Origin of the sequence: Lysinibacillus sp. VIII_CA (assembly GCF_049943995.1) — a bacterium.
GTDB classification, from domain to species: Bacteria; Bacillota; Bacilli; order Bacillales_A; family Planococcaceae; genus Lysinibacillus; species Lysinibacillus pinottii.
The window spans coordinates 36,606-53,373 of the sequence record NZ_JBNFXM010000005.1 but is presented as its reverse complement, the minus strand read 5'-3'; the positions used below and the strand labels follow the sequence as shown (position 1 = coordinate 53,373).

14 protein-coding genes are annotated in these 16,768 nt (G+C 37.2%); 10 read left to right on the top strand and 4 right to left on the bottom strand.

All coding sequences use genetic code 11. The annotated features are described in order from the left end of the window. Window positions 1-20 precede the first annotated feature (20 nt). A complete protein-coding gene (locus ACP3VS_RS09065) occupies window positions 21-824 on the bottom strand; it encodes a GNAT family N-acetyltransferase (protein WP_241740716.1) in 804 nt (267 codons plus the stop codon). A gap of 398 nt (window positions 825-1,222) precedes the next feature. On the opposite strand from ACP3VS_RS09065, the gene ACP3VS_RS09060 reads away from it, so the two are divergent. Then, window positions 1,223-2,149, top strand: a complete 927-nt coding sequence (locus ACP3VS_RS09060; protein ID WP_036164801.1) for a manganese-dependent inorganic pyrophosphatase — start codon at window positions 1,223-1,225, stop codon at window positions 2,147-2,149. A gap of 35 nt (window positions 2,150-2,184) precedes the next feature. On the opposite strand, the gene ACP3VS_RS09055 is transcribed toward ACP3VS_RS09060, so the two are convergent. Continuing rightward, the gene (locus tag ACP3VS_RS09055) at window positions 2,185-3,564 is read right to left on the bottom strand and encodes an FAD-dependent oxidoreductase (protein WP_426388564.1); all 1,380 of its coding nucleotides are present in this window, start codon (window positions 3,562-3,564) and stop codon (window positions 2,185-2,187) included. 125 nt (window positions 3,565-3,689) lie between these two features. Here ACP3VS_RS09055 and ACP3VS_RS09050 point away from each other — a divergent pair, with 125 nt between their 5' ends. The 3 genes from ACP3VS_RS09050 (at window position 3,690) to ACP3VS_RS09040 (ending at window position 7,884) form a co-directional block, all read left to right on the top strand. Then, on the top strand, window positions 3,690-4,397 hold the full coding sequence (locus ACP3VS_RS09050; protein ID WP_426388563.1) for a DsbA family oxidoreductase: 708 nt from the start codon (window positions 3,690-3,692) through the stop codon (window positions 4,395-4,397). 195 nt (window positions 4,398-4,592) lie between these two features. Then, the gene (locus ACP3VS_RS09045; protein WP_426388562.1) at window positions 4,593-5,219 is read left to right on the top strand and encodes an FMN-dependent NADH-azoreductase; all 627 of its coding nucleotides are present in this window, start codon (window positions 4,593-4,595) and stop codon (window positions 5,217-5,219) included. Window positions 5,220-5,523: 304 nt separating this feature from the next. Further along, window positions 5,524-7,884 (top strand): bifunctional 2',3'-cyclic-nucleotide 2'-phosphodiesterase/3'-nucleotidase, encoded by a 2,361-nt coding sequence (locus tag ACP3VS_RS09040; RefSeq protein ID WP_036217631.1) that lies wholly within the window; start codon window positions 5,524-5,526, stop codon window positions 7,882-7,884. A 21-nt stretch (window positions 7,885-7,905) separates the two neighbouring features. Here ACP3VS_RS09040 and ACP3VS_RS09035 read toward each other — a convergent pair whose 3' ends face one another. Continuing rightward, entirely contained in the window at window positions 7,906-8,277 is a 372-nt protein-coding gene (locus ACP3VS_RS09035; RefSeq protein ID WP_099805352.1) for a DUF2500 domain-containing protein, read from the bottom strand. Window positions 8,278-8,312: 35 nt separating this feature from the next. After that, on the bottom strand, window positions 8,313-8,840 hold the full coding sequence (locus ACP3VS_RS09030) for a YceI family protein (protein WP_031416508.1): 528 nt from the start codon (window positions 8,838-8,840) through the stop codon (window positions 8,313-8,315). Window positions 8,841-9,197: 357 nt separating this feature from the next. Between ACP3VS_RS09030 and ACP3VS_RS09025 the strand changes: the two genes are divergently transcribed. The 6 genes from ACP3VS_RS09025 (at window position 9,198) to ACP3VS_RS09000 (ending at window position 16,741) form a co-directional block, all read left to right on the top strand. Further along, a complete protein-coding gene (locus ACP3VS_RS09025; RefSeq protein WP_012295817.1) occupies window positions 9,198-9,503 on the top strand; it encodes a winged helix-turn-helix transcriptional regulator in 306 nt (101 codons plus the stop codon). Between the two features lie 208 nt (window positions 9,504-9,711). Continuing rightward, a complete protein-coding gene (gene murB / locus ACP3VS_RS09020) occupies window positions 9,712-10,626 on the top strand; it encodes a UDP-N-acetylmuramate dehydrogenase (protein WP_012295816.1) in 915 nt (304 codons plus the stop codon). Window positions 10,627-10,680: 54 nt separating this feature from the next. Further along, on the top strand, window positions 10,681-11,436 hold the full coding sequence (locus tag ACP3VS_RS09015) for an exodeoxyribonuclease III (protein WP_012295815.1): 756 nt from the start codon (window positions 10,681-10,683) through the stop codon (window positions 11,434-11,436). Window positions 11,437-11,751: 315 nt separating this feature from the next. Further along, window positions 11,752-14,121, top strand: a complete 2,370-nt coding sequence (locus tag ACP3VS_RS09010) for a penicillin acylase family protein (protein ID WP_426388561.1) — start codon at window positions 11,752-11,754, stop codon at window positions 14,119-14,121. Window positions 14,122-14,265: 144 nt separating this feature from the next. Beyond that, on the top strand, window positions 14,266-14,637 hold the full coding sequence (locus ACP3VS_RS09005; protein WP_008177117.1) for an ArsR/SmtB family transcription factor: 372 nt from the start codon (window positions 14,266-14,268) through the stop codon (window positions 14,635-14,637). Continuing rightward, window positions 14,618-16,741, top strand: a complete 2,124-nt coding sequence (locus ACP3VS_RS09000) for a heavy metal translocating P-type ATPase (protein WP_031416505.1) — start codon at window positions 14,618-14,620, stop codon at window positions 16,739-16,741. The genes ACP3VS_RS09005 and ACP3VS_RS09000 overlap by 20 nt, the downstream gene beginning before the upstream one ends. Window positions 16,742-16,768 lie beyond the last annotated feature (27 nt).

Sequence of the window (16,768 nt, the reverse complement as noted above, 5' to 3'; positions counted from 1 at the left end):
AGACATCTAGGTAAAGTGAATTATAAAATTTTACTCAAGTTGTACTCGTTAATGTAAGTATCATTTAATTTAATAGCATTTTGTCGAATGCCCTCTTGTTTAAATCCTAATTTTGTAAAGAGATGTAAAGCAACATTGTTATGTTCCATGACTGATAATTCTAAACGAGATATGTCACGTTGTTTTGACCAACCTTCCACAGCCTTCATTAGGGCGGAGCCGATGCCTTTTTGTTGGTACTCTTCCTTCACAGCTAAGCGAACAGAGGCAACATGTCTAGCTTTCGTTTGTTTATACCCATGTATAACTGCATAGCCTGCAAAAATACCATTTAATACGCAAAGTAATATAGTACGATTTTTAAGCTGCTTCCAATAGGTTAAATTTTTACGAAGTTGTTGGACAGTTAGATCTAATTCATTTTGACCATTGTACATGAAGTCGGTTTGTTGAAAAATTTCCTCCTGTAAAAGAATAAATGATCTAGCATCAGATGCTTCAATCCCTCGAATTATGTATGCAGAAGGGTCCTCTTCCCTTTTTGAAAGATTGTTTTCAGTTGTCTTTGTTTGCGTGCATGAGAAAGTTACACTAGTACCTAGTCTAATATCAATGACATGATAACCTGCATTTGTCCATGACAAATAGTGCGATAGAGGGGGCTTTGTTTTTTTCCACCAGCTCTTATTTAAGTAGGCGGCATTCGGTAAGGCTTGTCCCATAATGTTTTCTAATTCACTAAAGGATAAAGTGATTTCTTGTTGTAAAGCTACTTCAAAATAATTAGCTAAAGGAATATACTTTTTTTCCATCTTCTTTGTCATTGTAATCCCCATTTCCTAAAATCCAAAAATATAGACTATCTGATAATAGCATAAAATTATGCTTACATAAATATGAAAATACGACTAAATATCTATATAAAATAAAAAATATTAGAAAAAGATGCACTTTTACTATAGAATGTTAAAAAAAGGATGGTAAAAAAAGAAAATAGAAATGAAGAGGGTAGGTGTACAAAATATATGTATATGACAGCTTGAAGGTCTTATATACTTAATTCATATTTGTAAAGTTGGTTATTGGTAGTGGAAAATTATTATTGTATATTAAATGAAAGAGCTTAGTTTACTTAATGTTTCAATTTATCATTTTTTGTTAGTCCATAAGATATGATAAAATAAAAGATAAATGTAAGGTCATTTTAGGAGGAATAAATTCAATGAGTAAAGTATTAGTTTTTGGACATAAAAACCCAGATACAGACACGATCACATCTGCAATCGTATATGCTTATTTAAAACAACAAATTGGAGAAGAAGCAGAGGCAGTACGTCTAGGAGATGTTAATAATGAAACTCAATTTGCTTTAGATAAATTTGGCTTTGAAGCGCCACGTTTAATCTCTTCTGTTGTTGATGAAGCGGACAAAGTTATTCTAGTAGACCACAATGAATTCCAACAATCGGCTGACGGTATTGAGGAAGTGCAAATTGCAGAGGTAATTGATCACCACCGCATCGCCAACTTCCAAACAGCTGATCCACTATATTATCGTGCAGAACCAGTAGGCTGTACGGCTACTATTCTTAAGAAAATTTTTAACGAAAACGGTTTAGACATACCTGCGAACATTGCTGGTTTAATGTTATCTGCAATTGTTTCAGATACATTATTATTCAAATCACCGACTTGCACAGAGCAAGATGTAAAAGCGGGCGAAGAGCTAGCTAAAATTGCTAATGTGGACGTTGCAGAATATGGTTTAGCTATGCTAAAAGCAGGTGCAGACCTATCTGATAAATCTTTAGAGGATTTATTATCATTAGATGCTAAGGAATTCCAATTTGGTGAGTACAAATCTGTTGTTGCACAGGTTAATGCTGTAGATATTAATGATGTACTTAATCGTCAAGAGGAATTAGAGATTTTATTAAATAAAAATGTTGCTGAAAATGGTTTAGATTTATTCTTCTTCGTTGTGACAGATATTTTAAACAACGATTCTACAGCTGTAGCAATTGGACAAGTAGCACAAGCTGCAGCAAAAGGATTCAGTGCTGAGCTTATCAACAACCGTGTTGTGTTACCAGGTGTTGTTTCTCGTAAAAAACAAATTGTGCCAGTATTAACAGAAGCTCTAAAATAATTTAAAAGAGGCTGTCTATGAGGACAGCCTCTTTTTTAATCTAGTTTCAAAGGTTGTACGGCAGGTCCTTCTAGTACTTCTCCTTGAGCGTTGAAGCGGGAGCCATGGCAAGGACAATCCCAAGTTTCATCAGCCTCATTCCATTTCGTCTTACAGCCTAAGTGCGTGCATGTTGGGGCACTGGCATGTCTCATATACCCAGTAATAAACTCTTTTGCGACAAAGCCGCCAACTTTAAGCATTTGCATAAATTGTGCACCGAATTTTGTACGTGAGGGTGAATAGAGTGCAATGGCACCATCTTCACTTCTCGATCCAGTGATTAGGCTGGATAAAATGTCACCAGCAACAAAGGAATTAGAAATGCCCCACTTTCTATAGCCAGTAGCAATGAATACGTTCGGCAATGAGTTTGTAATTCTTCCTACATAAGGAACGATGTCAGGAGTCTCGATATCCTGAGCTGACCATCGATAAATGGGCTCTTGCTCAAAATGTTCTTTCATTTCATTTGAAATGGCATCATAGTACGGTTCTGTATTGACTGTTTCCCCAGCGATATGATTCGCTCCACCAAGTACTAAAAAATGCTCGTTCTTAATTGTAGCTGTGCGAATGGAACGGGATGGGAAATCAACGGATAAATATTGACCCTGCATAGTTTCAGAAATTTTACTAGCCACCATATAAGAACGACTATTTGATAGTTTGAACAGCTTTAGTCCCTTAAAAGCCTCAATGGGATAATGTGAGCACAAAATAAGCTTCTTATATTGAACCGACATGTTCTTTTCGGTATGTAAGTTATTTTGAGCTATGTTTAATTGTTGAACCCGTGTATTTGTATAAAGCTTTGCCCCCATCGCCTGTGCTTCTTTGGCAAGAAAATTACTTACCTCTACAGGGTTTATTTGAGCTTGCTGAGACATGCATAAGGCCTTTTTAATGGGGAAGGGAAGCTCCGTTTCTGTGGTGATTTTTGATTGGATATTTAAAACTTTATAAGCATTCCATTCTTTTAATAATTGCGCATACCCATCCTTTGTTTGAGCATACAATAGTGAATCTACTTGCTTAACACTGCCTTTTGGAAGTAATTGTGTTACCTTTTCAATGGCTTGTTGATTGAGTTGGTAGTAAAGCTGTGCTTCATCAACAGATAGTTTTTCTAAAAGGTTTGCATAAACGATACTATGCTGGGCAGTTAATTTACCTGTGGAGTGGCCCGTGGTACCATGACCAAAATGGGTGTTCGCCTCAAGTAAAAGGACATCAACACCTGCTTTTGCCAAGACATAGGCTGTATAAAGACCGGTTAAGCCTCCTCCGACTATACATACATCACAAGTTGTCGATGAAGGAAGTGAAGATAGTGAGACAGATTCGGACGTAGCGAGCCAAAGAGATTGAGTCATAGATAAACCTCACAATGTTTTTATGTTCAGTATGTAGATGTACTGGTGAATTTATGCAATGAAGCATAAAAATTGCCTTGTTATTTAGTCTATCGCTACAATGTAGCAAAAGGAGAGTGTAAGTAATGAAAATTGAAATTTGGTCTGACTATGTATGTCCGTTTTGTTATATTGGTAAAAAACAATTAGAGCAAGCTATTGAAGATACTGGCCTTGGTGGGCAAGTGGAGCTGGTTTATAAAAGTTATCAACTTGATCCAAATACCCCAGTAGATTCGAATATTACGGTGTATGAATCATTAGCAAAGAAATATGGCATGTCTTTAGAAAAGGCCAAAGAAATGACATTGGGCGTTACTGCGCGTGCGAAAGAAGTAGGATTAAACTATGACTTTAGCAATCTAATGGAGGAGAATACGTTAAAGGCACATCGACTTGTTAAATGGGCAGAGCAGCAGGGAGATGTTACGGCATTAGTGGAAGCACTATTGCATAGTCATTTTATTGAAGGAAAACGTATTGGACAAGAGGAAGTATTATTAGATATAGCAGAACAAGTAGGGTTGCAACGCGAGCAAGTGGCTAAAATTCTTGCTGTGGATGAATTTAAAAATGAGGTAGAAGCGGATATTCAAGAAGGGTTGCAGCTTGGAGTTCGTGGGGTTCCATTCTTTGTCTTAAACCGCAAATATGGTATTTCTGGAGCACAGCCACAAGAAGTATTCGAAGATACATTACGTAAAGTGGCTGAGGAAGAGGGCTTACAACCTGGTCTGAAAATGGCTGGTACAGGTAACGCTGGTGGTTGTACAGATGATAACTGTAAATTATAGCGCTAAAATTACTATTATGACTGAGAGGCTTGACATATCAAGCCTCTCTTATTCGTTTAGTGAAAAATCTTATCTAATATTTCAGTCAAAAGTCTGAGGAAAGTATCGTTGACTTTTTAAAAGAATTTTTTTAAGATAGGTTTATATCTTGAATTCGAGATAATAGACTATGAGATTTAAGGGAGATTTTATATAATGAACGTTTTAGTAGTAAAAGCAAACAACCGTCCAGACGGTATTTCAACAAAAATGTACGATACATTTATGGAAAACGTACAAGGTGTAAACGTTACAACTTTTGACGTATTTGCAGAAGATATGCCATACTTTGGGCAAGATCTTTTCAATGCGTTTGGTAAAGTACAAAATGGTGGAGAGTTAACAGACATCGAATCACGTCTTTTAGCTGCTAAACAAAAAGCGATGGATGCATTAACAGCAGCTGATTTAGTCGTATTTGCGTTCCCACTTTGGAATTTAACTATTCCAGCACCTTTACAAACATTTATTGACTATGTATACCAAGCAGGTTTCACATTCAAATACGGTGAAGATGGCCAAATGGTTAGCCTAATGACTGATAAAAAAGCGATTATCTTAAATGCTCGTGGTGGCTACTACTCACTACCAGAAACACAGCCTATGGAAATGTCCGTAAGCTACATTAAAAATGTAGCAGGCGGTGTATTCGGTATGGAAATTATCGAAGAAGTAATTATTGAAGGTCACAATGCATCACCTGATAAAGCACAAGAAATTATTGCAAATGGCCTAGAAGAAGTGAAAAAAGTAGCTCAATCACTTCAAGCGGTAAACGCGTAAAAAATATTTTTTAATAAAAGACCTTTCAAATTTGAGAGGTCTTTTTTTATTTTGTGAACAGAGGTATGGTGTGGCACTGAGGTCGGATATATTGGTATTAACTATATATTCGGAATTTACATTTCCTAACATTCTATTGGATGTGCGAAAATAAAAATGATAGAAAAATGCGATTTTATAGGAAAGTAATAATCCATTCTTTTAAAAATACATATAATTAGGACTAATTATTCAGTAAAAAATACAGTTAGTTTAATATAATAGTATTTGTAGGAAAATACTAGATGAATAAGGAGGTTGTTGTATGAACAAGAAATTAATAACTAAATTCTTAGCCATGCTACTAGTTTTATTCGCGTTGATACCATTTGGATGGACTGCTAATGCTGCTTCCAATGAAGTTACACGCGCTGATTATGTAAAAGAATTAGTAGAAAGCTTAGATGTCGAGATAGGTGATGGTTCTTCCCTTACTTTTACTGATGTCTCTAAGGATTTAGCGCCATATGTAGAAAAAGCTGTACAGTTAAAACTTATAAAAGGAAAAACGGCAACTACATTTGGTCCAAACGATAAATTAACACGTCAACAAGCATTTGTTATATCTGCTCGTGGACTTGTTAGTGAAGATGCTTCCCTTGCGGTCTTAGATCAATTTAAGGATGCTGATCAAATTGCTGAAGCTTATAAACAAGATTTAGCTAATGCTGTTGCAGCAAATATCCTTCAAGCGTTCGAGGATAATACGATTCGTCCTCGTGACTATGTAACGCATGAGCAAATGGGAAGTATTGTGGAGCGCTTTGTAGCAGAATACAAGGCACCATCTCATGGAGTCTCAGTAGATCTTCAAATTTTAGGAACTACAGATATTCATACAAATTTAGCTAATTATAATTACTATTTAGATGCTCCGTCATCTGAGGTAGGTTTAGCTAATACAGCTACATTAATTGAACAAGCTCGTGCGAAAAATCCTAACACACTATTATTCGATAATGGGGATTTAATTCAAGGTACGCCACTTGGCTCTTATAAAGCGTTAGAAAGTGTATTAAAGCCAGGGGAAGTACACCCAGCTATTGCAGCGCTTAACGCTTTAAAATACGATGGCGGAACTTTAGGGAATCATGAATTCAACTATGGTCTAGACTTCTTAGATGAAGTATTAAATGATGCAAAATATCCAGTCGTAAATGCTAATACTTACGATGCCAAAACAAAAAAGCGTATGTTTACACCTTATGTCATTCTTGATAAAGAAGTAGTGGACAATGCAGGTAAGAAACATACACTGAAAGTTGGTGTGACTGGAATTGTACCAACGAAAATTGTTGAATGGGATGCCATTCATTTAGCTGGTAAAGTTAACATGCAAGAGCCTGTTGAAGCCGTAAAAGAAGTAGTACCTGAAATGCAGAAGGCTGGAGCAGACGTAATAGTTGTTCTTTCCCATTCAGGTATTGGTGAGGATACTTATGTGAAAGGCGCTGAAAATGTTGGTTATCAACTAGCTGGAATTGATGGAATTGATGCTTTGATTACAGGGCACTCTCACTTAACATTCCCAGGTGACTACAAAGATTTGAAAGATGTAGATCAAGAGAAGGGAACTATTCATGGTGTTCCAACTGTTATGGCAGGTAGCTATGGTAGCCATCTTGGTGTCATTGACCTAAAAATTGAACAACAAGGATCAGAGTGGGTTGTAGTTGATGGTAGTGGGTCATTACAATCAATCAAGCAAGAAGGTTTACAACCTTCCACTACGGTGTTAAAGGCTGTGAAACAAGCACATGAAGGCACTTTAACATATATTCGTCAGCCTGTTGGTGAAACAACTGCGCCAATCCATAGTTATTTCTCAATGGTGCAAGATGATTCTTCTATTCAAATCGTAACACAAGCACAAAAATGGTTTATTGAACAAGAATTAAAGGGAACGAAGGATGAGAAAACGCCGCTTCTTTCTGCTGGGGCTCCTTTTAAAGCGGGTTCACGAAATAATCCATTAGATTATACAAACATTCCAGTTGGTCCACTTGCCATTAAAAATATGGCGGATATTTATCATTACGATAATACTGTAGCAACCATTAAAGTGACAGGTGCACAAGCAGTAGAGTGGTTAGAGATGGCTGCAGGTATTTTTGCAACAATTGATCCGAATAAGTCAGAAGAGCAAAATATCATTGATCCAGAAGCACGCTCTTATAATTTTGATGTGTTAGATGGCTTAACCTATCAAATTGATGTAACATCTCCATCTAAATATGACCGTCGTGGTAATCTTGTTGATGAAAAGGCAAACCGTATTAAAAATGTACAGTATAATGGTAAACCAATTGATTTAAATCAAGAATTTATTATCATTACAAATAATTACCGTGTTGGTGGTTCGTATGGAGCGACATTTAAAAATACGGACGGCTCTAATATAACAAACTATGCTTATGAAAATCGTCAAGCTGTAGTTGATTATATTATGGCAAATAAAACAATTAACCCTGCTGCGGATAATAACTGGTCATTTGTACCATTCCCAGCTAAGACAAAAGTTGTTTATCTATCTGCAAAAGATGCACAAAAATTTATCTCAGCAAATAGTGGCATTGAATATTTAGAGGATACAGAGGCAGGATTTGCTAAATATTTAATTAAATAAAACAAAAAGAGAGAGTGCGATTTAATCGCTACTCTCCCTTTTTTGTCTTTCAAATGTATGAAAGCGAGTGCCCTGATATGTTAAAAGGCCAGTGTCACCCTCAACTAGCTGTCCAAAATCGCGACCATTCACTTTTAATTCCTGACGCTCCCCATTTCGTTCTTCAAACGTGATGAAATAAGAAGTATATGCCGCAGAATGATTGGAACCTCCCCGAATATTCGTACGTTTTGTCACAACCTTAACGGGTCTAGTAAAGGTTTGTGATTGATTATTGGTAGACCAGGTGACAGTAGCTTTAATAAGGCTGAAAGCGATGCTACCAAAAACGATAAAAAAGACGATTGTAATAAAGCTCGATTCAAATGTAATCCCGTTATGAAACCATAGCATTTATAGTTCCCTCTTTCCTTAAGGTAAATCTATAACTAAAGGGGGCTTAACTCGACATCTACCACTATGTCAATCTCATCACTGATTAATACGCCGCCTGTTTCTAAAATCGTATTATAGACTAAATTAAAATCACGGCGATCAATTTGTGCCTTTGCCTGAAAGCCATATACTTCTTGTGCCCAAGGATTAACACCGTTTCCTGTATATACTGTTGTAAATACGATAGGCCTTGTTATATTTTTAATCGTTAAATCCCCATGTATCAAAAAATTATTATCATTTTGTTTATCAATATATGTAGAGGTAAAGACTATTTTTGGATAAACGTCTGCATCAAAAAAGTCTGGAGACACAAGGTGTATATCACGGTCATGATTTTTTGTGGAGACACTAGCCACTGCAATGGTAATAGAAATACTTGCATCCTGCATTTTCTCAATATTGACTGCAGCAATTTCAGCGTTGTACGATTCGAATGTACCGTGAATTTTAGATATCATCATATGTCGTACAGAAAAGCTAAGTGTGGAATGACTGACATCAATAGTGTATTTTTTCATATAAAAACCCCCTAAAACAGCATTCTACAACGAATAATAAAGTAAACAAATACCATATTCAATGTATTTTTCATAAATAGGAAAGGATAACCTTCGATAAAAGTGTAAACTGTGAACATTTACAATACGTAAATAAATAGTTAGTCACATTACTGATATCTATGGCATTTTATGATTAGGAGGACAGATGTTTTAACGATGGTAAGTTCCGCCGTGATTATGAAAAGACGAAAATTCAAAAGTTACTTTTTGTAATTAAGTATATAAAAGTGTATAAATTATGTTATGTAAATAAGTTACTCTAAATTTACATTTCCTTTAATAATCGTTACAATAGGTACATAGAGGTGAAGAAATATGAATGAGACAACTTTATGTCCTCGTTTAGCTAAAGCAATGGATTTAATTGGAAAACGATGGACGGGTTTAATATTGTATCAATTATTAGATGGATCACAGCGTTTTAATGAAATAGAGTCAGCATTACCTGTTAGTGGGCGTTTATTATCAGAACGCTTAAAGGAACTGGAAAAAGAAGGGCTTGTTGAACGTAAAGTGTATTCTGAGGTTCCAGTACGAGTTGAATATTCATTAACAGATAAAGGGCAAGCATTAGAAGGGGCTATCCGCAATATTGAAACATGGGCAAGTAGCTGGCTCTAAAATAAGTCCTTTGTCCTTTAGGTAATATTGTGCCAAAAACGACACTTGGAATGACTGTCAATTTTCTTTATAATATTCATCATCTCTGCACAAGACCTACCTGTCTTTTTATGTGAGATAAAAATACCCTTCATTTTACTTGTCAAATTGGGGTTCTAAATCCATACTGGTGTAGAGTAAGAAGGACGTTAGAAAGGAATTAGCTCTCATGACAAAACAACAATGGGCAAAGGATTTAGCGAAGAGCATTAGTCCTGCCAATATTAAGTTAGATGAATCTTTACAACAATATACAATGACAAAATTAGGTGGCAAAGCAGATGTTTTTGTTCTTCCTGATACAGAAGAAGAAGCAGCATTTGTAATTCGCTATGCATATATAAATAATATTCCTTTATTAATGTTAGGTAACGGATCTAATATGGTTGTTCGTGATGGTGGTCATAGAGGAATCGTTGTTACATTTTCAAATTTAGATGAAATTCGGATTAATGGTGAACATGTTTATGCCCAAAGTGGTGCGCTGATTAAAGATGTGTCAAAACTATCCGCAAAAGCAACCTTAACAGGCTTTGAATTTGCCTGCGGTATCCCTGGATCAATAGGCGGTGCAATGGCTATGAACGCAGGAGCTTATGGCGGTGAGATTAAAGATATTATTGTTTCATCTAAGGTGTTAACAAAAGAGGGAGAAGTTTTAACCTTGTCAAAGGAAGAACTTGAACTTGGCTATCGTAAAAGCATTATTGCGAAGAAAGGCTATTATGTGTTATCCTCAGAGTTCCAATTAGCTACTGGCAAACAAGATGAAATTGATGCGAAGATTGCCGACTTAACATTTCAGCGAGAATCAAAGCAACCATTAGAATATCCATCTGCTGGAAGTGTTTTTAAACGTCCACCAGGTCATTTTGCAGGTAAGCTTATTCAAGATAGTGGCTTACAAGGCAAAGGGGTAGGCGGTGCAGAAGTCTCTACAAAGCATGCAGGTTTTATTGTCAATAAAGGCAATGCTACTGCTTCTGATTATATAGCAACTATTCAAATGGTACAGCGTATTGTGAAGGAAAAATTTGGTGTCGAATTAGAAACAGAAGTTAAAATTGTTGGTGATGATCTATAATGGGACGCTCTTCGCTTGAGTCGAAGGGCGTTTTTTTTAAGGAGTGAGGATAAGATGAAATTTATTTCATGGAATGTCAATGGGATTAGGGCTTGTCTGGGGAAAGGCTTTCTAGATTTCTTTCATCAAATAGAGGCAGATTTTTTTTGTATCCAAGAAACTAAATGTCAGGCTGGACAAGTGGAGCTTGCGCTAGATGGATATGAGCAATATTGGAACTATGCTCAAAAGAAAGGCTACTCTGGTACGGCTATATTTACAAAGCATACACCGTTGTCCGTTAAGTATGGAGTTGGAGATGAAGATTCTCAGGATGAGGGTAGGATTATTACTTTAGAATATGAAGATTTTTATTTAGTAAATGTTTATACACCCAATGCACAGCGTGATTTAGCGAGATTACCACTTCGCCTAACTTGGGAAGAGCATTTAGCGAGCTATTTACAAGACCTGAATAGCAAGAAGCCAGTTGTCTATTGCGGAGACCTAAATGTTGCACACACTGAAATAGATTTGAAAAATGCTAAATCGAATATAGGTAATTCAGGATTTACATATGAGGAGCGTGCAAAATTTTCGGAGCTTTTAGCAAGCGGTTTTGTAGATTCTTTCAGATACAAGCATCCAAATGAAACTGACCATTTTACATGGTGGTCCTATATGAATAAAGTACGTGAACGAAATATCGGTTGGCGCATCGACTACTTTATTGTTTCGGAGCAATTAAAAAACCAAATAAACCAAGCAACTATTCACCCGCACATCATGGGCAGCGATCATTGTCCCATTGAATTACAACTACATGTCTAGCATTTAAAATCGTATTTTCTATATGGAAATACGGTTTTTCTTTGCAAGAATAATAGAATTATAGTAGTTCATTCAAAAAAAGAGACTAATGAAAGGAAGCTAATATACAGATAGATATGTTTTTTAACAATGCTCTGTAGCCTAGGTATATCCAATTGTTTATACTAGTCTAATAGTGGGTGTTGACAGAAAATTGTATTTATAGAGTGAATTACTTACATGAAAAACAAATATCCGCCTGCTATAATCTTTTGGACATTATTTTAAGGATTTTGAGAGGTAGTAAGGAATATAGTGCACAGAGGGGGTAATAAGGTGGAAAAGAGAAAGTTCAAATGGAGAAAGTGGCTCATCGTCATTGCAGGAATCGTAGCGACTTTAGCAATCGTAGCTTTTATCGGATTTACATGGTTTATGAATAAATCTAAGCCGATAATTGATGGTGAGTTAGCAGTCAATATTTTAGATCAGGATGTGAAGGTTACAAGGGATGACAAAGGGATTCCTCATATTTTTGCAAAGACAGATGCTGATTTGTATCGCGCGCAAGGTTATGTTCAAGCACAAGATCGATTGTTTCAAATGGATTTAGCAAGAAGACAGGCGAGTGGCCGATTATCAGAGATTATTGGAGAAGCGACGATAAATACGGACAAACATTTTCGTACTTTTAGCTTACGCAATGCCGCTGAGAAATCACTCGCGGCTTATGATGAGGAAAGCAAGCAAGTATTAAAGTGGTATGCAGAAGGGGTAAATGCATTTATTGAACAGGCTAAGGAAAATAAAACTTTAAGCTATGAATTTTCTTTATTGGGCTACGAGCCAGAGGAATGGTCCGTCGTGGATTCTTTAACGATTGGGAAGTATATGGCATATGATTTGGGGGGGAATTGGAATACACTTGCCTTCCGACACTGGGCTTTACAAAATTTTGATGAAGATAAGGCGAAAGAATTATTTATTAAATATCCAGAGAATGCCTCATCTATTATTGAGGCAAATATTCAAAATCCTGTTGCGGTAGTAGGTCAATTTAATCCAAATCTATTGCCTAATGAATTTAATGGCAGTAATAACTGGGTTGTTTCTGGAGAGAAAACTAAATCTGGCACACCTATTTTGGCGGATGACCCTCACCTAGGTTTAAGTACTCCATCTATTTGGTATCAGATGCATCTGCAGTCCCCGCAACAAAATGTTAGTGGTGTCATTTTTGCAGGAATTCCAGGTATTATTTTAGGTCATAACGATGATATAGCATGGGGTGTAACAAATGTTGGCCCAGATGTGCAGGATTTATATATTGAAATACCAAATCCTAATAATTCCACACAATTCCGCTACGATGGGAAGTGGGAGCAGGCCGAGATACGTGATGAATCTATTAAAGTGAAGGAAGGAGAAACTGTAGACTTTGAAGTGGTTGTGACACGCCATGGTCCAATTATGACGGATCTGGCATTCAAAGATACCAAGCCAACTGCACAATTTTCAATGCAGTGGACAGCACTTCAGCCGACTGCAGAATTACGTGCAGTAATTGGTTTTAATAAAGCGAAATCCTGGGATGACTTTGAAAAAGCTTTAGAAGACTTTAAGGCCCCTGCGCAGAACTTCGTTTTTGCCTCGAAGGATGGCACAATTGCTTATAAAGCAAATGGTCAAATCCCTATTCGTAAGATAGGCGATGGTCAATTGCCAGTTCCAGGTGATTCTAGTGACTATGGTTGGGAGGGTTTTATTCCATGGGATGAGCTGCCAACAGTAGTGAATCCAAAGGAAGGCTTTATTGCGACCGCTAATAATCAAGTGGTAGGAGAGGAATATCCTTATCACATTACAGATTTCTGGGCTCAGCCTTACCGTTTTGAACGGATTAAAGAAGTACTTGAGGCGAATGATTCGATAACGGTTGAGGATATGATGAACTTGCAAATGGATCAACATAATCTCTATGCAAGGGAATTCCTTCCTAGTTTATTAACATCGATTAAAGCGCAAGATCAGGATGGTAAGTACGCAGAGGTTATCGCTATGCTAGAGGATTGGGATATGGTTGATGCTAAGGAATCAGGAGCACCACTCGTATTCCATACACTGATGACCAAATTACAGGAAGTATTGTTTAAAGATCAAATGCCTGTATATATGTACAACATCATGCATGGGAAATTTAATATTACAGATCAGCTTTTACGGACGGCCTATGCAGGTGGTAAGAGTATTTGGATAGAGGAGCAAGGTGGGGTTGATGCAACCGTTTACAAGGCACTTGAGCTTACTATTACACAATTAGAAGATCAATTTGGTAAAAATGTTTCTAAGTGGACATGGGGCGATTTTCACCAGCTCACTTTTAATCATACTTTAGGAGGTGCTTCGCCAATTTTAGCTGCCTATTTTAATGCTAAAAAGGTGCCAATTGGTGGCTCCAAGGTGACGGTACAGGCTGCAGATAATGATCTTTCTGGTAATGTGGATCATGGTGCTTCTTGGCGTTTTGTTGTGGATGTGGGTGATTTAGGCTCAGCCTATCATATTGTTGGACCTGGTCAAAGTGGTCATATAAAGTCGGATTGGTACCAAGACCAAGTAATTGATTGGGCAAATGGTGATTATCATCAAACTTTTGTAAAACAGGAAGATATTAAAGGTAAAACATTAAATTTAAAAGCGCAGTAACAAAAAAGATTAGCGTACTTATAAAGTACGTTAATTTTTTTTACTAGGATATAAATCACAACATTCAAACATTCATTTGAATAAGATGGAATAATATGTTACATTGAATACAATCAAACGAATATTTGAATGAGGTGAAAGACTATGCCGAAAGAAATTTGTGAGGTGACGCAAGTACATGAAGAAGCTGTCACCAAGGTACAACAACAAATGCCTGATTTATCAGGGGTAGCAAAGTTTCTAAAAGCATTATCTGATGAAACAAGACTTAAAATTGCCTTTGCTTTAACGGTGGAGGATGAATTATGTGTTTGTGATGTAGCATCGATTATTGGCTCGTCAGTCGCAACAGCATCACATCATTTACGTTATTTAAAAGATAATAATTTAGCAAAGTCACACCGCAAAGGGAAGCAAATGTATTACTCTTTAGCGGATGAGCATGTATTTCAAATTGTAACAATTGCCTATGAACATGCGAAAGAGGGGATTGCGAATGGTAGCGACGCCAACTAAACAAGAATACAGATTGCAAAATCTTTCCTGTGCCAGCTGTGCTGCGAAGTTTGAGAAAAATGTAAAGGCCATACCAGAAGTGGAGGATGCACAAGTCAATTTCGGTGCTTCTAAAATAACAGTAGTCGGTAACATTAGTGTGAATCAAATTGAAGAAGCAGGTGCTTTTGATGGGATCAAGGTGTCCCAATCAGCAGTGAGAGCAGTTGAAAAATCTATACCTTTTTACCGTAAGAAAGAAAATATTTTGGCAGGGGTATCTTTGTTCTTTGTCATACTAGGATATTTATTTGTTTCTATTCAGGGAGAGACCAACCCAATCCCGATAGCCATGTTCATCATAGCGATTCTTGTAGGGGGAATGGGTATTTTTAAAACGGGCTTCCGTAATTTAGCTCGCTTTGAATTTGATATGAAGACCCTTATGACTATCGCTATTATTGGCGCTGCTATTATTGGGGAGTGGGAAGAGGCGGCAGTTGTAGTCTTTCTATTTGCTGTAAGTGAAGCACTTGAAGCCTATTCCATGGATAAGGCAAGACAATCTATACGAGGGTTGATGGATATCGCTCCACCAACAGCTATCATCAAAAGAGCACATGGTGAACATTTTCATGAGCTTGAACTGCGGACGGAAGACATTGAGATAGGAGATATTTTAATTGTAAAGCCTGGGCAAAAGATTGCGATGGATGGTATTGTCATTAGCGGGTTATCTGCAGTGAATCAAGCAGCTATAACAGGTGAGTCTATTCCGGTGAATAAAACAGTGAATGATGAAGTATTCGCAGGTACATTAAATGAAGAGGGCGCGCTTGAGGTTCGTGTGACAAAGCGAGTAGAAGACACAACAATTGCTAAGATTATTCATCTTGTAGAAGAGGCACAGGCAGAGAAAGCCCCTTCTCAGCAATTTGTTGATCGATTTGCCAAGTATTATACACCAGCTATTATAATTATTGCTTTTTTAGTAGCTATCATTCCACCTTTATTTATGGGTGATTGGCAGCACTGGATTTACCAAGGTTTAGCGGTGTTAGTAGTAGGATGTCCTTGTGCACTCGTTGTTTCTACACCTGTGGCTATTGTCACTGCGATTGGCAACGCAGCAAGACAGGGTGTCCTTATTAAGGGCGGTATTCATTTAGAACAATTAGGACATATTGAAGCGGTAGCCTTTGATAAAACAGGTACATTAACCGAAGGACAGCCAGCAGTCACAGATATAGTGACAATGGAAGGTTGGTCAGAGGACTATGTACTACAGCTTGTAGCTGCAGTAGAAAAACAATCTCAACACCCTTTGGCAAAAGCCATATTAAATAGATTACATGATAAGAATTTATCTGAGCTAGTGCCTACTGATTTCCAATCAGTCACAGGCAAAGGAGCCTTTGCAACGGTTGATCAGCAGATTATTTATGTAGGTAGCATGAAATGGGCTTCGACACTAGGTTCTATCGATAAAAATATAGAAAATCAGGTTAAAAAACTGCAGGAACAGGGTAAGACAGTAGTAGCAGCGGTTTCGAAAAGCCAACTCATTGGATTAATTGGGATTGCTGATCAATTACGTCATGAAAGTAAGGATGTATTGCTAAAATTAAAAGCCCTAAAAGTTAAGCATATGGTGATGCTAACAGGTGATGCAGAGCCTACTGCCCAAGCTATTGCTACATCATTACAGGTAACAGATGTGCGTGCTGGTTTATTACCAGAGGAAAAATTAATGGCGATTAAAGATTTACGTGCACAGTTTGGAGCCGTAGCAATGGTTGGAGATGGTGTAAATGATGCGCCAGCATTGGCAACTGCAAATGTAGGAATTGCAATGGGGGGAGCAGGTACAGATGCAGCTCTCGAGACAGCGGATATTGCCTTAATGGGTGACGATTTAACAAAGCTCCCATACACCATTGGCTTAAGCAGAAAAACACTACGTATTATCAAAGAAAATATTATTTTTGCCCTAGCCTTAAAATTAATTGCGTTGCTGCTAGTTATCCCCGGATGGCTAACGTTATGGATTGCAATTTTTGCAGATATGGGCGCAACCTTATTAGTTGTTTTTAATTCATTAAGACTAATAAAAGCAAAAAAGTAGTAGGTAAGATGTGATTTGACAGGAAAA